The 20683-nt window shown below is 36.9% G+C and carries 19 protein-coding genes and 1 tRNA gene; 16 read left to right on the forward strand and 4 right to left on the reverse strand.

What is annotated here, in order from left to right; translation table 11 throughout:
- Positions 1-160: 160 nt before the first annotated feature.
- On the reverse strand, positions 161-1426 hold the full coding sequence (locus H3T46_RS00585) for a DNA adenine methylase (RefSeq protein WP_155569111.1): 1266 nt from the start codon (positions 1424-1426) through the stop codon (positions 161-163).
- Between the two features lie 114 nt (positions 1427-1540).
- A complete protein-coding gene (gene serB / locus H3T46_RS00590; RefSeq protein ID WP_198197117.1) occupies positions 1541-2434 on the reverse strand; it encodes a phosphoserine phosphatase SerB in 894 nt (297 codons plus the stop codon).
- Positions 2435-2629: 195 nt separating this feature from the next.
- Here serB and miaA point away from each other — a divergent pair, with 195 nt between their 5' ends.
- The 4 genes from miaA (at position 2630) to ilvC (ending at position 7179) form a co-directional block, all read left to right on the forward strand.
- Positions 2630-3646: a tRNA (adenosine(37)-N6)-dimethylallyltransferase MiaA gene (gene miaA, locus H3T46_RS00595; RefSeq protein ID WP_155569113.1), complete on the forward strand. Its 1017-nt coding sequence runs from the start codon at positions 2630-2632 to the stop codon at positions 3644-3646.
- A gap of 112 nt (positions 3647-3758) precedes the next feature.
- Positions 3759-5537, forward strand: a complete 1779-nt coding sequence (ilvB, locus tag H3T46_RS00600; RefSeq protein ID WP_370552766.1) for a biosynthetic-type acetolactate synthase large subunit — start codon at positions 3759-3761, stop codon at positions 5535-5537.
- Between the two features lie 41 nt (positions 5538-5578).
- A complete protein-coding gene (gene ilvN, locus H3T46_RS00605; protein WP_198197118.1) occupies positions 5579-6133 on the forward strand; it encodes an acetolactate synthase small subunit in 555 nt (184 codons plus the stop codon).
- A gap of 26 nt (positions 6134-6159) precedes the next feature.
- Positions 6160-7179, forward strand: coding sequence for a ketol-acid reductoisomerase (gene ilvC, locus H3T46_RS00610; protein ID WP_155580272.1), 1020 nt, complete (start codon positions 6160-6162; stop codon positions 7177-7179).
- A 75-nt stretch (positions 7180-7254) separates the two neighbouring features.
- On the opposite strand, the gene H3T46_RS00615 is transcribed toward ilvC, so the two are convergent.
- The gene (locus H3T46_RS00615; protein WP_198193293.1) at positions 7255-9003 is read right to left on the reverse strand and encodes a tetratricopeptide repeat protein; all 1749 of its coding nucleotides are present in this window, start codon (positions 9001-9003) and stop codon (positions 7255-7257) included.
- Positions 9004-9310: 307 nt separating this feature from the next.
- Between H3T46_RS00615 and H3T46_RS00620 the strand changes: the two genes are divergently transcribed.
- Entirely contained in the window at positions 9311-9535 is a 225-nt protein-coding gene (locus H3T46_RS00620; protein WP_155580274.1) for a hypothetical protein, read from the forward strand.
- The gene (locus H3T46_RS09000) at positions 9460-9657 is read left to right on the forward strand and encodes an aldo/keto reductase (protein ID WP_198197631.1); all 198 of its coding nucleotides are present in this window, start codon (positions 9460-9462) and stop codon (positions 9655-9657) included. Before H3T46_RS00620 ends, H3T46_RS09000 begins: the two co-directional genes overlap by 76 nt.
- Before the next feature lie 270 nt (positions 9658-9927).
- Here H3T46_RS09000 and H3T46_RS00630 read toward each other — a convergent pair whose 3' ends face one another.
- Entirely contained in the window at positions 9928-10860 is a 933-nt protein-coding gene (locus H3T46_RS00630) for a DMT family transporter (RefSeq protein WP_110438864.1), read from the reverse strand.
- Positions 10861-11134: 274 nt separating this feature from the next.
- On the opposite strand from H3T46_RS00630, the gene rpmI reads away from it, so the two are divergent.
- The 10 genes from rpmI to H3T46_RS00675 all read left to right on the forward strand — a co-directional run bounded on the left by rpmI (position 11135) and on the right by H3T46_RS00675 (position 20351).
- On the forward strand, positions 11135-11341 hold the full coding sequence (gene rpmI / locus H3T46_RS00635) for a 50S ribosomal protein L35 (RefSeq protein WP_110438865.1): 207 nt from the start codon (positions 11135-11137) through the stop codon (positions 11339-11341).
- Between the two features lie 15 nt (positions 11342-11356).
- Positions 11357-11713, forward strand: coding sequence for a 50S ribosomal protein L20 (rplT, locus tag H3T46_RS00640; protein WP_198197119.1), 357 nt, complete (start codon positions 11357-11359; stop codon positions 11711-11713).
- Between the two features lie 88 nt (positions 11714-11801).
- Complete coding sequence (gene pheS / locus H3T46_RS00645) at positions 11802-12869, forward strand: phenylalanine--tRNA ligase subunit alpha (protein ID WP_122123425.1); 1068 nt, start codon at positions 11802-11804, stop codon at positions 12867-12869.
- Between the two features lie 3 nt (positions 12870-12872).
- Positions 12873-15332 (forward strand): phenylalanine--tRNA ligase subunit beta, encoded by a 2460-nt coding sequence (gene pheT, locus H3T46_RS00650; protein ID WP_198197120.1) that lies wholly within the window; start codon positions 12873-12875, stop codon positions 15330-15332.
- Positions 15333-15447: 115 nt separating this feature from the next.
- Positions 15448-16347 carry a DMT family transporter gene (locus H3T46_RS00655; protein WP_198197121.1) on the forward strand — a complete coding sequence of 300 codons (900 nt, stop codon included), beginning with the start codon at positions 15448-15450 and terminating at the stop codon, positions 16345-16347.
- Between the two features lie 81 nt (positions 16348-16428).
- Entirely contained in the window at positions 16429-18234 is a 1806-nt protein-coding gene (lepA, locus tag H3T46_RS00660) for a translation elongation factor 4 (RefSeq protein WP_155569118.1), read from the forward strand.
- 367 nt (positions 18235-18601) lie between these two features.
- Positions 18602-18967, forward strand: coding sequence for a DUF2726 domain-containing protein (locus tag H3T46_RS00665; RefSeq protein WP_255482455.1), 366 nt, complete (start codon positions 18602-18604; stop codon positions 18965-18967).
- A gap of 248 nt (positions 18968-19215) precedes the next feature.
- Positions 19216-19306: transfer RNA gene (locus tag H3T46_RS00670), tRNA-Ser, on the forward strand.
- A 145-nt stretch (positions 19307-19451) separates the two neighbouring features.
- Positions 19452-19592 carry an Arm DNA-binding domain-containing protein gene (locus H3T46_RS09005; protein WP_370552767.1) on the forward strand — a complete coding sequence of 47 codons (141 nt, stop codon included), beginning with the start codon at positions 19452-19454 and terminating at the stop codon, positions 19590-19592.
- 363 nt (positions 19593-19955) lie between these two features.
- Positions 19956-20351, forward strand: a complete 396-nt coding sequence (locus H3T46_RS00675) for a TIR domain-containing protein (RefSeq protein WP_198197122.1) — start codon at positions 19956-19958, stop codon at positions 20349-20351.
- Positions 20352-20683: the final 332 nt, after the last annotated feature.

Raw genomic sequence — 20683 nt, forward strand, 5'->3', positions numbered from 1 at the left:
GTCTTACTTCTATGCTAGGAAGTAAGACTTAAAATAAATTATATAATTTTTATAGTTTTTCATTTTTAAAAATTAATTCAGAATGTAATTTATTGAATAATCAACGGTTTAGTTAAATTGATTAGATAATGATTATTATATAATATTTAATATTTGTTTTTCAAAAACAATAAATGGTTTTGTTTTTATCTCTATTGTTCGATAAACGCATATTTTTTTCCAATTCAAAAATTTTTTCTGTCAGAATTTCACTGGATTGATTTGTTTTTTTTCCTTTTTTGGTTAGAATTACAAATTCTACGTTATTGGCTTTATGAGAATAACGCTGGCTGCTGACACGATAACGTTTATAAATTTTTGCAAAAATTGATACACGGCCAATTGTACAGTTTTGGCGTATCATTTCCTCCAAAGGTATAAAACCATCTGTACTATAGCTAGTCATTATCCATTGTGTAGGCAGAGTCTGAAGAAGTGTATTATAAGCATCACTTGCCTGTTTGCGAATGGTATAAGCACTTTTTCGGTCTTTTCTCCAATCCTTACGAATTGCAGATTTATCCCGGCAGGAAATTTTGTTGGATATATTAGGCTTGTCCCATAAGGTAATACTGTTCAGGACATGATAATTGGATCCGTATGGATGCTGGTTATAGGGTGGATCTAAATAGGCAATTGAGTAATCGGGTAAATTCATATTTTGTAATTTTTCAGCAAGAAGTTGCGCATCCATTTGAAAAATTAAATTTTCCTGATGATTGTTAAAAAATTGTATAGGTTGTAGCTTTAAATCTCCCGCAATACGATAAAGGGCGGTTTTTGTTTGTCCGCCCCATCCCTTATGAAAGCCTTTGAAAACGCCACTTGTATTTGCATGATAACACGCACAATAAAGTAGTGGAGCAAGCAGGCAGGCAAATTGAATTTCGCTAAGTTTATCTTTTTGTTCCCATTCGAATATTTTTTCACGTATTGCATCAATTTTTAAACCGTTTTTTCGCATGTAAAAAAGCCGGTCTTTGGATAAATCATATTGGTCATCATTTTCAGGACATAAATGAGAGGTTACCCAATTCTGTATCGGTGGCAGATTATTTAGATACAGCAAAATATCTTCATAGGATTGTTCATTGAAGAATTTGGGAGAAGATTGTATCTGTATTGAAGCAATATTGAGGATTCGGCTATAAGGTTCCCAATCATTGGAAAATACGCGATAGCCTATTTTTTTTGCAAGGCGACTGACTACGCCGCTGCCTGAAAATAAATCTATAAACAATCCATTTTTTGGCGAACCTTTAGTTTTAGACATACCAAGATGAATTAAATCCAATAATTTTCGTTTATTCCCTATATAGGGTATAAGCTGATTAAATAAAAAGTTATCAGTTTGATAAGCTGAATGTTTTTCTTTATTCCACTGCATTTAGTATATTAAATTTGTATGGTTTACTTGTCACGATCATGAAGGAAGAGAAATACAAAATTATCATAGAGTAAATTTGATCAAAAATTTGTTTTGTATGGAAAATGTTACATTTTATAATGACGTAAATTCATTACGTTTGTAACCTTGAACGAATAAAGCGGATAGTAACGAGGTATGCTGAATTTTATTTATAATTTTTTCAGCAACAATCGGTTTGGGATAAAAACCGATACCTAATCCTGCAGAACTCAACATGGGCAGGTCGTTGGCACCATCGCCAATTGCCATTGTTTCATCATTGGACAAGGAAAGTTCTTTTGTAAGGCGTTGAAGATGATTCAATTTAGCTTCTTTTCCAAGAATTGGAGGAATAACCTTTCCATCAAGCATATTATTCTGAAAACTTAATTGATTTGCATGATTTTCATCAAATTGACAAATCTGGCTTACTTTTTCGGTAAAATAGGTGAATCCTCCGGAAATTAAAGCTGTATGCGCATAATGGTTTTTCATTGTAGCTATAAGAATTTTTGCCCCTTCATTGAGTTTTGTTTTATTCCAGGTTTTTTCCAAAAAATTTATAGAAACGTTTTTCAACAAGGCGATTCTTTCTTTTAGGGCTGTTTCAAAATCAAGCTCACCATTCATGGCACGTTCGGTTATTGCAGAAATGCGATCGCCAATTCCTGCTTCGGCAGCCAGGTCATCAAGTGTTTCATTTTTCACGATAGTACTGTCCATATCAGCTATTAAAAGCCTTTTTTTTCTGTGCGTGGAACAGGTTATAAAAAAATCTGCCTCATCAATATCCAGCGATTTTTTTATATCTTGATAAAGTGCCAGAGCTCCGGTTAGATTATTAATGGAAGCTGGAGCGATAAAATCTATCGCTTCTTCATGAGAAAGCCATTGATAATTCAGATATGAGAATTTCTGTCTAACTCGATCTATAATTGATTGATTAAGCAATGAGGGTGGTGTTACCAAAGTAAAAATAAAGGACATAAAATTATCCGTGATAAGATTGGGGCTTTAACATAATGAATTCAGATCAATTTGATTTTGGTTAACTTTTAATGATATTTCTCATAAAAACAAGAACTTCTGAAATTTAATTATATAAAGCGGTTTTCAGGGAATTGTTTTATAACTAATTAGTGATTCAATTATTATGAATAAACCAAAACATGGATTACGCTTATGGAACAGGCGGTGCTTCAATCACGGTCTTTAAATAATGAATTGCGGCAGGAAAAAAAAAATTGGGCGGTTATTGTTGCCGGTCCAACATGTTCAGGTAAATCTTTCCTCGCTTTACAGCTTGCACAAAGTTTAAATGGATCAATTATCAATGCGGATGCAATGCAATGTTATGCTGATTTACGTATCATAACCGCTCGTCCCTCTTTTGAGGATGAAAAACGAGTTCCACATTATTTATATGGGGTGTTGCCTTGGTATGAAACGGGTAATGTTGGTTGGTGGCGACAACAGGCACTTAATCAGTTGCAGAAAATATGGGAAAATCACAAATTGCCTGTATTATGTGGTGGAACAGGCATGTATTTTCATTCCTTAATTCATGGTATTGCCATGATACCTGAACCGGATCCGTCAATAAGGAAACAGGCACGTCAGTTGGTCAATGATGGAAAACTAGCGGATTTATATAATGAATTGGCCAAAGAAGATCCTGAATCGGTCGAGGAATTAAAATCTAATGATTCTCAAAGAATTGCTCGAGCATGGGAAGTCTGGAAATCAAGTGGGAAAGGATTGAGATATTGGCAAAAACATGCGCATTTACCTGGTGCAGATTGTAATTTTATTGTTATTCGCCTTGCACCTGAGCGTTCTGTTTTACGTCAAGCCGTAGCTAATCGTTTTGGATTGATGATTGATGAAGGTGCACTGGAAGAGGTTAAACTTTATGCGGAAAAAAAACCGTCTTTGTCATGTCCTTTGTCCAGAGCTCATGGAGTTCCAGAGTTTATGGCTTATCTTAATAACAGGATTTCTATTAACGAGGCCGTTGAACAGGCTGTAAAGAATACGCAACGATACATTAAGCGTCAGGAAACATGGTTTTCACATCGAATTTTAGCGCCAGTGCAGCAAACTTGTATTTTTAATTCAAGAATAGACAGAAACACGCAATATTTGCAAAGAATTATTAAAAAATCTGAACTTTTTATTAATAGTTTTATTGACGAATAATCATTTATTGATTAGGGTAATTTCAATAATAATTTATAAGATAAGATTAAACTGCAAATCATTTTATTTGGTTTAAATTTATAATTCTATTAATACCAAGGATTAATTGAAAATGACAGAGGCTATGCAAAAGAACGGTAATAATGCTCTTAAAGAAAAAAAAAATTATGATATGACTGGAGCAGAAGTTCTTTTACAGGTACTCGTTGATCAGGGTGTGGATATTATTTTTGGATATCCGGGTGGGGCTGTTCTGCCCATTTATGATGTTTTATTCAAGCAAAAGAAAATTCGTCATATTCTAACACGCCATGAACAGGCTGCCGTGCATGCCGCTGAAGCCTATGCCCGTTCAACGGGAAAGGTAGGTGTTGTTTTGGTTACCAGTGGACCGGGCGCAACCAATACCGTTACTGGGTTGGTGGATGCCTTAATGGACTCCGTTCCCATTGTTTGTATCAGTGGACAGGTCTTCAGAAGTTTGATTGGTAATGACGCTTTTCAAGAAGCGGACACGGTTGGGATTACTAGGGCCGCGACTAAATTTAATTATCTGGTTAAGGATACGGAAAAATTGGCTCAGAAATTGCATGAGGCATTTTATATAGCCAAAACAGGTAGGCCCGGACCTGTTCTTGTCGATATTCCAAAAGATGTCACATTAGAAAAAGCACCCTATATTAAGAAAAACAAAGTCGAACCTTATCCATCTTATAGACCGGTTACTGAACCCGATGAAAATCAGGTTGTAAAAGCGGTAGATGCAATGAAAAAGGCAAAGCGTCCCTTATTCTATATAGGAGGTGGGGTTATTAATGCTGGAAAAAAGGCATGTGAATCGTTAAAGAGATTGGTTAACTTAACCGATTTTCCGTGTACTGCTACGTTAATGGGTCTTGGTGCATTTCCCGGTTCAGACAAGCATTTTCTCGGCATGTTAGGAATGCATGGAACTTATGAAGCAAATATGGCCACCCATGATTGTGATGTCTTGATTGCTTTGGGTGCGCGATTTGATGACCGTGTTACAGGCAGTGTAAAACATTTCTCACCGAATTCCATTAAAATACATGCTGATATTGACCCTTCTCAAATTAACAAGATTGTAATTGTTGACATACCTATTGTCGGGGACGTGGCCAAAACGATCGAGTTGATGATCAAGCTATGGGACAAAAGGGAAGATCAGAAAAAAGATTTGAAAAACTGGTGGAAACAAATTGAAGCATGGCAGTCAATAGAGTGCCTGAAATATGATCAGGATAAATCAAAGGGCAGTATTGTAAAGCCCCAGCATGCCATTCGTTCGCTTTACAAAGCGGTTAAAAAAAGAAAAAAAGAGGCATATGTAACAACAGAAGTTGGTCAGCACCAAATGTGGGCAGCTCAATATTATGTTTTTGATCAGCCTAATCATTTCATGACATCTGGTGGATTGGGTACCATGGGGTATGGATTACCGGCTTCTGTAGGAACACAAATTGCGCATCCCGAGGATCTTGTTATAGATATTGCGGGCGAGGCCTCTACCATGATGAACATTCAGGAACTGGCCACAATCAAACAATATCGTCTGCCAGTGAAGATTTTTATCTTGAATAACCATTATATGGGTATGGTGCGACAGTGGCAGGAATTGGTTCATGGTGGACGCTATTCTGAAAGTTACAGTGAAAGTCTGCCTGATTTCGTCAAATTGGCGGAAAGTTTTGGCATTAAGGGATTGAGAATAGAAACGATTGATGACTTGGATAATGTCATTGATGAAATGCTTGATGAGTCGGGACCAGTGTTGGTTGATGTTTATGTTCAGCAAGAGGAAAATTGTTTTCCAATGATTCCAGCGGGTGCACCCCACAATCAGATGATATTGGGAGCAAATAAAAAATAAGGCTTGGCATTTTTTATTTTATTTTAATGTTGGGAATAAAAATGGGCAATCAACGTAATAATGTATCGTTATCGGAAGTCATCGAAGATAAAGATAATTTTGTTAAAGCTGTTTTTTCTTTGATTGTTGAAAATGAAAGTGGTGTTCTGTCCCGTGTTATAGGTCTGTTGTCGGGACGCGGGTATAATATTGAAAGTCTTACTGTCGCGCCTGTAAATAAGGATGAAAAGAAATCCAGAATCAATATTCTGACTTCTGGAACTCCCATGGTGATTGATCAAATCAAAGAGCAGTTAAGTAGGCAGGTTCCTGTCTATCATGTTGTTAATTTATGTGAACAGAGTTCATATGTTGCACGCGAATTAGCATTAATTAAGGTTGTTTCCAAAGGAAATGAAAGAACAGAAGCGTTAAATTTGGCTGGTGCATTCCGGGCACAGGTTGTTGATGCAAGTATTGACGCCCTTGTGTTTGAACTGACTGGTAAAACCGAAAAAATAAATGCTTTTGTGGATTTATTACGTCCATTGGGTTTGGTAGAATTGTCCAGAACAGGTATTGCCGCCATTGGACGTGGTTGTCATACAATTTATTAAATTGAAAATTTGTAAGGATTATTAAGATGCGTGTTTATTATGATCGTGACGCAGATGTTAATTTGATCAAGAACAAAAAAGTTGCCGTATTGGGCTATGGCAGCCAGGGTCATGCCCATGCAAACAATATGAAAGATAGTGGGGTAAAAGATATTGTAATTGGTCTTCGTCCAGGTTCCAAGAGTGTACAAAAAGCAGAAGCGGCTGGTTTAAAGGTTATGAGTGTGGCAGATGCTGCCGCTTGGGCTGACGTTGTTATGATTTTGACTCCAGATGAAGCGCAAGGGGATTTATATCGTGAAGAACTGGAAAAAAATCTTAAGCAAGGAGCCGCAATTGCCTTTGCACATGGTTTAGCCATTCATTTCAAGATTATTGAACCTCGTCCTGATCTGGATGTTTTCATGATTGCTCCAAAAGGTCCAGGCCACACTGTTCGTTCAGAATATCAGCGTGGTGGAGGGGTTCCATGTTTGGTTGCCGTTCACCAGAATCCTTCAGGTAATGCCCTAGAGATTGCGCTTTCTTATGCCGCCGCAATAGGTGGTGGCCGTTCTGGCGTTATTGAAACAACCTTTCGTGAGGAATGTGAAACAGATCTTTTTGGTGAACAGGCGGTATTATGTGGTGGATTGGTAGACTTGATCCGAAATGGGTTTGAAACGCTTGTTGAAGCAGGCTATGCACCTGAAATGGCATATTTTGAGTGTCTTCATGAGGTTAAGTTGATTGTTGACCTTATTTATGAGGGAGGGTTTGCCAATATGAACTATTCAATTTCAAATACAGCGGAATATGGAGAATATGTTTCAGGTCCTCGGGTTATTACAGAAGAATCTCGTAACGCCATGCGGAATATTTTAAAGGATATACAGGATGGAACCTTTGTTAATAAATTTATGACTGATAATAAGGTTGGACAAATAAGTTTAAAAGCACGTCGCCAGCAATTAAACAATCATCCAATTGAACAGGTTGGTGGAAAATTACGTGAAATGATGCCATGGATTACAAAAAACCGTTTGGTTGATAAAAGTAAAAACTAGTTTTTTAAATTTTTTCGTTTTAATAAAGCTATGATTTAATAAAATCATAGCTTTTTTGTGTAAAAAGTAAAAAAATTACCAGCTTATTGAACGATCCAGCTGTTTGTTCAGGGCATTGGTTTTATCAAGGATATTGGCAATGAATTGATCTTTTTCACTCGCTTTGAAATAATTGAAAATATCCTGTATTGTATTGAGTGCTGTATATCCCCGGTTATTCTTAAACAACTTTTCAGCATGGTCATACATACCCTGCGCAATTAGTCGTTTGATATTGATATTTTGATCGTCAATATAAAAATTAATCAGTTGATCATATGTTTGTTTAATTTCAATACCTTTATGTAACATAATTTGAAGCTTTGCTTTTTTTAAAATTGCATCGGCACCATTATAGCGGGTTTTTGGATTATTTTTATGATGAGCAACAGCGATAAATTCTGTATAAGTTGAAAGAGCCTGGTCATATTGCTGTGAATTGATTTGAAGTTCGGCCTTGGTTAGATAGGCATTGCTGATTTCATAATATAATTTCTCGTCTTGAGTATCCTTATAAAGTTTTATTACATCGGTTAAATATTGCAAGGCGAATTTGCTCTGTTTCTGTTTTTCCAAAATAATGCTTTTATTGATATATGCCTTGATAATTATGTCATTCAGGTCATTTTGTTCTGAATCATGAACTGATTTATATTTGTTCAAGATCTGGTCGTAGACAGAAGAGGCCTGGTTCAAGCGGTTAAGATCAGTGAGGATATTGGCTTTGGTAAGCAGTGCCATAGCGACGATTTTCCTGATTTTTGGGTTGGTGAATTGTGAAAAATCATCATGAATTTGGTTGCATAGAACCAACGCTGTATCTGTATCATGTTTACTGTTTAAAATCTGCGTTTTACCTAACAGGGCAATGGATTTGTAATATGGCAAATCTTCATCTTTGTTTGTAGAGGCATTGATTTTTGCCAGAATTTCATCATAGGTTTTTAATGCAGCGTTTTGTGGATCATTGCCAAATAAATCTTTTTGATTTTCAGGAATGTGAACTACCCGATGAAGTATTTCGGCTCGATATAACAAATTTTGCAAAAGAAATTTTTTGATCTGAGGATTGGGATCATCATGATATAACCGAATAAATGCATTGCTGTTATAAAGTGCTATTCCCCATTCTTTACGGTCAAGACGGTTTTTGGTCCTGGCCATAATGGATCGGGCAGTGATTAACCGAAGGGTTGGATCTTTGTCTTTGACAAATTTTTCTACAATTGATGAATGGATGTTGAGGGCTGTATCATGATGCCCAGTTTCGTTCAGAATTACAGTTTCATTATACATAACCTGAGCAATCATGCGCTTAATATCAATTTTCTGATCAGATCCATATGTGGAAACCAAATATGAAAAGGCTAGCATGGCTTCATCATATTGTTTTTGTTGAAGTAAGAGGTTACCTTGGTTAAACCGCGCTTTTGCCACATCATACCGTATTTTTTTATTGTTGCTGCCCATGTAGAGGTTGCTGAGTTGTTCATAGGTAATGATGGCTCCTTCAATATCATGAAGATTGGTAAGGATTTCGGCTTTTTTTAATAAACCCTTGGCTACAATTTTCTGAATTGTCTTATTGTGACGATTACCGTAATATTCTGACAGAAAACTAAAGTCTCCCATAGCCTGTAATGGTTTGTTATTTTTCAGATATAAATATCCAGATTGCAAGGCTGCATCCGCATGATTTTCGCTTTGCACCTCATAGCGATAATATATTCCAATACCAACACAGGTTAAGAAAATGAAAGCATATAAAATTATTTTTTTACGCATGAATATTACTTTACCCTTAATTTAAAATATTTGGGGATAATCCTGACTATTCTATCGTTTTTTTTGAATAATTACACTTTATTTAAAAATAAAATATTTTTCACTCGACAATGAAGATTCTATTTTCTGTTAGGATTAACAATTATACCATAATTGTAATCTATTTATAAGATGAATAGCCAGAAATTCATAACATATTGTGTTTAATTATATGTTATTTAATTTTCAGGAAAGAATATATGAAAAAAAATTTGGGCAAAACAGGGCTGCAAATTGATATTATAGATCTTTATCAAAATCGAATTAGATGGATGAAAATATAGCTTATAAAGAAACGCTTTTTGCCTATGAAAAGCTTTTGAAAGAAGGAAAGATCCGTGCCATAAGTGCATCAAATCCCAATTTGAAACAATTGTCAAATTTCGATACGGGTTGTCCACAAAGCAGTAATTACCAATATATCAAACATTACAATCTGAATATAATCTTTACGACAATCCGCAATTTGATGATACATTACGTAATCTTGTGATCAGAAAAAATATTGGGGTAATTATTTATTATAGTCTTAATTCAGGATTTTTAACGGGGAAATATCGAAATTATGAAGATATGATCACAGTGCGAGAAATGAAAAGATTGCCACATACTTGAATGATCGGGGCATGCGGATTTTGAAAAACTTTAGATAGGATTTCAGTCAATCATCATGTTAGTCAGGCATCTATAGCTTTGGTATGTCGCACGCACAAAAAGAAGTTGCCGGCCTCTATTGCAAGTGCGACAAGTATCAAGTCAACTAAAGGATTTAATTAATTTCTTAATGTTAAATCTATTACTTGCTGAATTATCTGAACTGGATCAGGCAAATATGAAACAGTGGCAATTAAATGGTTCAAGAGATTTTCAGACTTGGATTTTACCCTAGACCTTTTTAACTGCTAAAATAATAATCATGCTGATAATACAGGCAGTTCCTAGCCAGTCTATTAAGGTAAATTTCACATTTAAAAGGAAAACAGAGAAAAAAACAGCTGATAACGGTTCCACCGTTGCTAAAATGCTACCTTTTGTGCTGCCCAATAATTTTATTCCTATAAGATAGAAAAGAAACCCAAACATCCCTCCACCAAAAATGACTATCATCAGTTCAATCCAGTTAACAACATTTAGATTTACTTCTAGATGCCAGAAAGGGTAGAAAAAATTGAGAATGATCCCGCCGATTAACATACCCCATCCCGCAATGGTTGAGGTATTATATTTTTGGAGAAGGGGGATTGGATATAATGTATAAATTACCGAACTAAGAATACTGATACCACCGTATAACAAAGCTTTTGGGGGAAGGGTGATTTCATAAATCGAACCGTTTGTAATGATACAGAATGTTCCTGTAATTGCTAAGATAATGGATAGGATAACATATAAAGAGGGAGGTTTTCTCAAATAGATAGTCAATATGACTGCAATGACGATTGGATATAAATATTGCAATATTGTTGCTGTTGCCGCATTGGAATATTTAACGGTTAAAAAGTAGCAGAGTTGTGAAACAAGAATGCCAAAAATTGAAAAATTCACCAGGTAGATAATGTCTTTTCTGTTTTTTAAGGGAAGAAAAATATTTTTCCCGTATTTGCGATAACAAAGTCCTAACAGGATTGTTCCAGGTAACCACATGCGTATCGCGATCATCCAGGCTGTATCAATATGAACGGTTTGCAAAAGATATTGTCCGATTACACCACTCAATCCCCATAGGCAGCCAGCAAGGATGGCAAAAAACATTCCTTTTGTTTGATCAGAGAATTTGAAACGGTATGGGGATTTATCCGGGGAAATTGTATTGTTCATGTTTGAATACTTCATGAAAATATTTAAGTGAATTAAATTCACTATTAAAAATATTTGGATGACTCAATAAATGGCTAAATGCTTATTTAATAAACTTTTTTGAAAAATAAAGTTTAATTTTGGTGAGATTGGTAGATTTTTCTTGAGCTTAACTTAAATAGTGTTTATATAACACACTACGTTTATGGGTTGGGCTTGGAAAATGGGCTGCCCTTCTTATGACGTAAGTTTCGATGTTAGCAATAACGTATCCAGAATTTTTAAGGAGTATGAAATGCCCAAGATCAAGACCAAGTCATCGGTCAAGAAAAGATTTAAGATCACGGCAACAGGTAAGGTGCTGGCTGGTCCAGGTAACAAACGTCACGGTTTGATTAATCGTACCCAAAAAGCAAAACGCAGCAATCGCGGGACACAGGTATTGGAACCACAGGATGGTCGTACAATTAAACAATGGGCCCCATACGGTCTGCCACGCTAAGGAGTACAAAGAACTATGGCAAGAGTTAAAAGAGGTGTTACCACACACGCCCGTCATAAAAAGGTATTGGATCAATCCAAGGGTTTTCGCGGTCGTTCGTCAACCAATTATCGCATTGCGCTTGAACGTTTGGAAAAATCTTTACAATATGCATATCGTGATCGCCGCGTTAAAAAACGAGATTTCCGTTCATTGTGGATTCAACGTATCAATGCCGCTGTTCGTGAATATGGATTGACCTATAGCCGTTTTATCAATGGTCTGAATAAGGCTGGTATCGAGCTGGATCGTAAAGTGTTATCTGCAATTGCTTATGATGATGCAGCAACCTTTGCAGAAATCGTTAAAAAGGTTCAGGCTGCACTTGCTTAACTTTTTATGAGATTAATCTGTTCATGAAAATGAATGGAATAGAGAGGGTTGTCTGATGACAGCCCTTTTTTGTTTATTGAGGGGTTAGATGGATAAGGATCTTGAAATCATAAAGCAGGAAACGCTTCATGCTTTAGATCAGGCACAGGATTTGCGTGCATGGGACAGTGTTCGGGTATCAGCGTTGGGGAAATCAGCCCCGTTGGTACAGAAATTGAAAGAATTGGGAAAGGTTGAACCTGAATTACGTAAAGAGCGTGGTCGTGTTTTAAATGAATTAAGAAATGAGCTGACCAAAGCAATTGAAATACGTAAGGCCATTCTTGAGGAAAAAGCGTTAAATGAAAAATTGAATGCGGAGGCAGTTGATGTCTCAATGCCTGTTTCTGTTGTAAAAGGTACATTGCATCCCTTGCAACGAACAATCGAAGAAATTGTTGCCATTTTTGCGGCAATGAACTTCAAGGTTGCAGAAGGGCCTAATATCGATACGGATTGGTTTAATTTTTCTGCGTTGAACATTGATGAAAACCATCCCGCGCGTGCTGATCATGATACGTTCTATCTCCCCTCCAAATCTACAGATGAACAGCAACTATTATTAAGGACTCAGACTTCAACAGTACAAATTCGCACGCTTTTGGAACAGGAACCTCCCATACGCATCATTGCACCAGGTCGTACCTATCGTGCAGATCATGACGCAACTCATTCACCGATGTTTCATCAGTGCGAGGGTATGGTTGTAGAGAAAAATATCACTTTGGGTCATTTAAAGGGATGTCTTGTAGATTTCCTTAGAGCTTTTTTTGGAATACCAAATTTACCCGTTCGTTTTCGTTCGTCCTATTTTCCGTTTACTGAACCTTCCATGGAAATCGATATCGGCTGGAACCGCAAAACTGGAGAATTGGGTGGTGGTTCGGATTGGCTTGAAATTCTCGGCGCAGGAATGATGCATCCACGTGTATTGGCAAATTGCGGTGTTGATCCTCGTGAATGGCAAGCTTTCGCTTTTGGTGTCGGTATCGAACGTCTGACGATGTTAAAATATGGAATTGCTGATTTGCGGTCATTTTATGAAGGTGATGTACGTTGGCTGCGTTATTACGGGTTTTCCCCTTTCAAATCCCCAAGCATTCATGAAGGGATATAGGAAATGAAATTTACACTGTCTTGGCTTCATGATCATTTGGATACAAATAGATCTCTTGAAGATATATGTGCAGCCTTGAATAAAATCGGTTTGGAAGTGGAAGGGGTCGAGGATCCTGGTAAAACACTTGCACCTTTTAGGACAGCCCAAATTATTTCTGCCGAACAGCATCCCAATGCTGACCGCCTTCGTGTTTGTCATGTTGATGCTGGTAAAGGATTTGAAGATATTCAGATTGTTTGTGGTGCACCCAATGCCCGTGCTGGGCTAATAACGGTTTTGGCACCTGTTGGTACCTATGTGCCTGGAAGTGATATTACAATCAAAGCGGGTAAAATCCGTGGAGAGCAAAGTAATGGCATGATGTGCTCTTCCCGTGAATTAAATCTGGGAGATGATCATGATGGTATTATGGAATTGCCAGTTGATACTCCAATAGGTGTATCTTATGCAGAATATGCCCAGTTGAATGATCCAGTCATTGAAATTGCTATCACTCCAAATCGTGGTGACGCATTATCAATAAGAAATATAGCCCGAGATTTGTCTGTCGCCGGTATGGGAACACTGAAACCACTGAAGGTTCCAAAAATACAAGCGCAATTTTCATCAGCTTTGAGTTGGAATAACCAATATGAAGACGCCTGTCCCTGGATTCTGGGCAGAACAATTCAAAATGTTAAAAATGGTCCAAGTCCCGAATGGTTACAGAAACGCTTAAGAGCTGTTGGAATAAGACCAATTTCATGTTTGGTTGATATAACCAATTATTTTGCCTTTGATCTTGGGCGTCCATTGCATGTTTATGATCTGGACAGGATTGCAGGCAAGCAGCTAACAATATGTCGTGGCAATGGTGAAAAATTCCTGGCCTTGGATGAGAAAGAATACCAAGTCACTGACAAAGATTGCGTCATGATTGATGAAGCCGGTGTTCAATCCTTGGCAGGATTGATGGGCGGTGAAAAAACAGGTGTCAGTGAGAATACAACAGATATCTTTCTTGAATGTGCTCTTTTCGATCCTGTTTTGATTGCCTTGAGTGGTCGACGTCATATGATCGTGACTGATGCGCGACAGAGGTTTGAACGGGGCGTTGATCAGGCTTTGTTACCAGATGCGATCGAATTGGCTACGCAAATGATTATCAAATTGTGTGGGGGGCAGGCAAGCGATGTGGTTCATGCAGGTCAAGAACCCAAATGGCAGCGTACAGCAACCTTGCATTATAATCGTTTGAAAGATTATGGTGGATTGACAGTATCGGAAAATAGGGTTTCGGAAATACTGACCAATCTTGGTTTTGTGATAGCAGAAAAAAATTCGGAATGGATAAGGGTTGATGTACCTTCATGGCGTAATGATATCGCAATGCCCATCAAAATGTCCTATAATTCCAAGTTGGATATGGTAAAAAAAGACAGACTGCTTGATTCTGTAAGAGCCCTGGAGGGTGAAGCCGATTTGGTGGAAGAAATATTGCGTATAGAGGGATTGGATAAAATTCCCGCCTGTTCAATGCCTTTGATTCAGCCCGTTCCTTCACCTGCATTGACAACAGATCAGGAGCGTTCTATTCTTTGTTCCCGTCTGCTTGCTGCACAAGGTCTGATCGAAACAGTAAATTTTTCATTTGTAGATCATGAAATTGCTGCACGATTGGGGGAAGCGCCTGAATCTTTACGTTTAATGAATCCAATTTCAAATGATATGGATCAATTACGGCCAACCCCTCTGGCTTCGATCCTGCCTGTTATGCAGCGTAACATAGCACGGGGTATTGGTGATATTGGACTTTTCGAAACTGGTCCTGCCTTTACACGAAATCAGGAACGCCTTATTGCAGCCGGTGCACGGTACGGACATATGCAACGTCAATATGATGGTAAGGCACCAAAAGTTACTTTATGGGATGTAAAAAAGGATGTTTTAACGGTTCTCGATGGACTGGGCATTTCAATTGATTCTTTAAAAACGGTTGGTGAAACACCGAATTATTATCATCCCGGACGCTCTGGCCGGTTGAGTTTGGGGCCAAAAAATATATTGGCTTATTTTGGTGAGTTGCATCCTTCTTTGGTAAAAGAATTTGGTTTTGATCAGGCTCCCATGATTTTTGAAATTATGCTTGATACAGTAATTCCAAAGAAGATTACCAGGAAAAAGGCACCTGTACTTTCAATCTTTCAACCCTTAAAGCGTGATTTTGCCTTTGTTTTAAAAGACGGGATCCCTGTCGAGCAGCTTTTACAGGTCGTTAAACAGGCTGATCGCAAATATATAAATTCGGTTGAATTGTTTGATGTTTATAGAGGAGATAAAGTTCAGGCAGATCATAAATCCGTCGCTGTTCAGGTAACTATCCAGCCAAATGAACGAACATTGAAAGATGGGGAAATAGAGGCAATCTCCCAAAAAATCATCAAGGAAGTTGCACGTTTGCTTGGTGGAAATTTAAGATAAACCCAGTCTGTTTGTATTAAAGCCCATGTAAAAAGCCGTTACATGGGTTTTTTAAATTTCGCGATATATTTATATATTTACTATTTCACTCTTAATTTTGTCTGGTCTAAATATTATGCCTGTGACGAATAAATCCTTGGGGAATTTTTCTTTTAATCTGTTTGCGACCCTGTCAGGACTTTTGACGATTTTATTATGGTCAAGTCTGGCCATCATGACAACTTTTGTAGCCCCAATACCCCGATTTGAGCTTTTATGGTTTGGTTTCGGTTTGTCTTTTGTTATTGGAACATTGATTCTGGTCCTAACGGGACGTTTAAATGAAATGAAACAGCCATTAAAACCCTGGATCACCGGATTTAGTGGAATTTTCTTTTTTCATTTGTTCTATTTTTTGGGATTGGCTTTGGCACCGCCAGCGCAGGTAACCTTGATGTCATATCTATGGCCAACAATGCTGGTTGTTTGCAGCGCATTTTTAAGTAAACGACAGTTTCATATAGCATATTTGATTGGCGTTCTGATGGGATTGGCCGGGACTGTTTTTTTAATGTATGGAGGAAAAAATACAGTAATTACCCCGTGGGTTTTATCAGGGTACTTTCTTGGTTTTTTATGTGCCATCGTATGGACAATCTATTCATTGGTTAATAGAAAATATGTAAATGTTCCAGCCGGCATGCTGATTGGTGTTTGCGGTGGAATTTCATTGGTAGCCATGCTGATTCATTTCAGTATTGAACCAACAGTCATCCCATCCCTGAAAGAAATGATAATCTTGATCTATATGGGTTGCGGTCCGATGGGAATTGCCTTTCTTGCCTGGGATTATGCCTCAAAAAATGCTAATATGTCGTTATTGGGAAGCTTGGCCTATTTGGCACCTTTACTATCCATGGTATGGCTGGTGGTGGCCGGTAAGGCTCCAGCAACATTTGGATTGGGAATGGCTGTTATTTTAATTGTGGGGGGGGCAATAGTTGCAACTTACCCTTTAATACATGTAAAAGAATAGCAATCTTTGTAAAAAATCTATAGATATATAACTAAAGTTAAACTTGATTTATTGAGACAGTCCTATTGATATTGGTGCACCATGACAGATACGCCTTTGGAATCTATTCGTAATTTTTCTATTATCGCTCATATTGATCATGGGAAATCCACCCTTGCTGATCGTCTTATCCAGGCATGTGGTGCATTGACGCAAAGGGAAATGCATGCCCAGGTCTTGGATAATATGGATATTGAGCGTGAACGTGGCATTACGATCAAGGCACAAACTGTAAGACTGCATTATAAGGCAAATGATGGAAAGACCTATATCCTTAATTTAATGGATACACCGGGTCATGTAGATTTTGCCTATGAAGTAAGCCGTTCTCTTGCCGCTTGTGAAGGATCGTTGCTGGTCGTTGATGCCTCTCAGGGGGTAGAGGCGCAAACCCTGGCAAATGTGTATCAGGCCATTGATGCAAACCATGAGATCGTTCCAGTTTTAAACAAGGTTGATTTACCAGCTGCGGATGTTGAAAAAACCAAGAAACAGATTGAGGAAATCATAGGCATTCCGGCAGATGATGCCATTGGCGTCTCGGCAAAAACAGGTTTGAATATTGATGCGGTTTTAGAAGCATTGGTGACCCGTCTACCTTCTCCCAAAGGGGATTTGGAGGCACCTTTGCAAGCTTTGTTGGTGGATAGCTGGTATGATACTTACCTTGGCGTCATTATTTTAGTGCGTATTAAAGAAGGTCGCCTTAAAAAGGGGATGCGTATTCGCATGATGTCAAACAACAGAACATATCATGTTGAACAGGTGGGTGTTTTCACGCCCCATATGCGCGAGGTTGAATCCCTGGGTGCTGGAGAGCTGGGTTTTATCAATGCCGCGATTAAAACCGTGGCAGATTGTCATGTGGGTGATACGATTACCGATGATCGCCGACCTGCGACCGAACCTTTGGCTGGATTCAAGCCATCAATTCCAGTTGTTTGGTGTGGATTATATCCAATGGATGCCGATGACTTTGAAAAGCTGAGAGAAAGTCTAGGTAAATTGCAGCTTAATGATGCATCATTTCATTATGAACCAGAAACTTCCGCTGCGTTGGGATTTGGTTTCCGCTGTGGATTTCTGGGATTGTTACATCTTGAAATTATTCAGGAACGGTTAAGTCGAGAATTTGACCTTAACCTGATAGCTACAGCACCCTCGGTTGTTTATCATTTATACAAACGGGATGGGATGATTGAGGATCTTCATAATCCTGCTGACATGCCTGATCCCACCCTGATTGAAAAAATAGAGGAACCATGGATAAAAGCCTCCATTATGGTTCCTGATGAATATCTGGGAGCTGTATTGGGTTTATGTACAGAGCGCCGTGGTCAACAGGTTGACCTGACGTATGTTGGGGCAAGGGCAATGGTTGTTTATCGCCTGCCGTTAAATGAGGTTGTCTTTGATTTCTATGATCGCCTCAAGTCCGCGACACGAGGATATGCCAGTTTTGACTATCATATGGATGGCTATGAAGAAAGTGATTTGGTTCGAATTAGTATTTTGGTAAATCAGGAACCTGTTGATGCCTTGGCCTTTGTTGCTCACCGTTCCGTAGCGGAATCACGCGGACGGGCAATCTGTGCCAAATTGAAAGACTTAATTCCGCGTCAACTGTTCAAGATTGCCATCCAGGCAGCAATAGGGGGACGTGTCATAGCGCGTGAAACCATTGGGGCCCTATCAAAGGATGTTACTGCCAAATGTTATGGAGGTGATATTTCTCGAAAACGTAAACTGCTTGAAAAACAAAAAGAAGGTAAAAAACGTATGCGACAATTTGGTAAAGTTGAAATTCCTCAATCAGCCTTTTTAGCAGCATTGAAAATTGACCGATAATTTTTGATACAAGATTTTCATTATTACTCTGACCTATTTGATTTTTTGAAAAATATCAAATAGGTTTTTTTATTGTTGATTTGTCTGAATGCTAGCGTTTCTTTTAATTTGTACTTTGATCTATTTTTCTGCTTTTTTTTATTTTTTGGGTAAAAATCAAGTTCCTTTAAAAAAAAGGTTTACATTTGTTTCCAGTCGTAAAAATAAAAATCATATTAATTATAAAAATTGTAAACATGAATTATTTTCCGCTGACGATTTTATTTATAAACGATATGCAGAACAAAACACTAACATTAACCGATGTAATCTATATCCTGTAATCCCCGTTAATTTCGAATCCATTTTCATATTTAATTGTTTGCAAATGTGGTTGATCGATAAGAGATTGCATTGGTATATAGGTTTTGAAGTGTCAATGGGAGCATTCATTAAGACTGATTCTTCGTTGCCCCAGGAAATTCAAGATCAAGCTTTTTGGTCCTATAATAATAAACGTGTTGATTTTTTACTGGTTAATTGCTTCGGAACACCCAAATTGGTAATTGAATATCATGGTTCTGGTCATAACCTTTCAAGGGATGCAGAGGACCGTATGAAAATCAAACGGGCTATTTTATACAAAACAGCCATTCCTTTGCTTGAAATTAGTTATACGATGTCTAAAAATGAGATTATTTATTGGTTAAATCAGTTTTACAAGGAACATATCAAAAGTGATGAGAGGGGTTGAAATCGAACCTACAGTTAAAAATTCATAAGGTTTTTCAAACCATATTGAATTCGATATAAAAGATCAGTTTAATATCTAAATATATGAAAATTATATATGAATCATTTTTTGAAATTTATTTTAATCTTTTTTGTTAAATGGTTTAATTTCAGTTTTAAAGTTTTTCAGAAATAATCTTTGTTTTTTATGAAATTTTTCTTGCCTAATATGAAAAAATTGTTATCTTTCATTTTTAGTTAACCTTTTACGGAGAGATGGCCGAGTGGCTTAAGGCGCACGCTTGGAAAGCGTGTGTACGTGAATAGCGTACCGTGGGTTCGAATCCCACTTTCTCCGCCATTCAACAAAACATTATCCCACATCACCTCACATTTTCCGCAGAAAATCAGCATTTTAAGTAAATTACCAAACATTATCTCACATTATAAAACATTTGAATGCATTTGATATTGGGGTATATAATTTTTCATCTTGGGCTATATCGATGTTAACGGATAAGGCTATAAAAACAGCCAAATATCAGGAACAGGGTAAAAACAAAATTTATGAATGTGGTTTATACCTGGTTATAATAAAAGCAAATTCCAAAATATGGCGTTTTAAATACACTTTCGCAAAAAAGTGAAATGCTAACATTTGATTCTTATGCTTAAATACCACTAGCAGACATGAGAGAAGCAAAATATGGTTAAAGCTATGGATCTTGGAAGCTAATTTACAACAAAAATTTTTTCAATCTATACAGCAAAAAAAATGTTTTAAAAATATTTTTATGAACAGTGGATTTAAATAAATATAAGTATTTGAATCTTATATATATAATCTTTAATATAATATTATTTAATTCCAAAGTTAAAATTAATGTAGTATGAAAACTTCTAAAAGTGGTAATATACAGGGAAAAAATGACTGATAAAAAAATAATATTCGTGAGCCATATCTTTAAAGAAAAAGAATTGGCAATATTATTAAAAAAAATATTAAAGAATTGCTCCTATTTTCAGTTGATGTTTTTGTATCTAGTGACGATCAAAGTATAACACTTGGCAATAAGTGGCTTGAAACAGTCAGTAACAATCTAGAAAAGTGCATTTTCATTATTGTTTTGTGTAGTCAAGAAAGCATTAAAAAACCATGGATAAATTTTGAATGTGGAGCTGGGTGGACGCGAAAAATACCAATTATACCTATCTGTCACTTTAATTTAACAGTTGCCAACTTGCCCATTCCACTAAATCTATTGCAAGGATTTGATATACAAAAACAAGGTAAATTAACAGAATTAATATCCAGAATAGCGAAAGAAATAAATATAGATACACCAAAATTTGATGAACCATCCATATTAAAAGAAATAGAAAAATTGAAAAAAATTATCAGATAAACTCTAATATAAAAAAAGAACTAAAGGAGATAGAAGAAAACAATCCATCTTTTTATGAAGACATAAAAGTTTCATTCGTTAATGGTCAAATTAATTCAGCGAATTGTAATACTTTTTTTAAAATTACTCAATCATCATTTGATGATATTAAACAAAATCTAAAAAATTTACAAAAAAATCAACTTTTAGAATTTCAATATAAATCTGATGGAGCATTAGTTCTTTCAAGTAAAGTATCAGGATTAATGGGAACACTTCGTTTAAATTTTAAAGATTTTTTTAACATTTACAAACAATATTTAACTTCAAATCCTACAACATCATCCCTCTAG

Origin of the sequence: Commensalibacter sp. M0133, from assembly GCF_016101485.1 — a bacterium.
GTDB lineage: Bacteria > Pseudomonadota > Alphaproteobacteria > Acetobacterales > Acetobacteraceae > Commensalibacter > Commensalibacter melissae.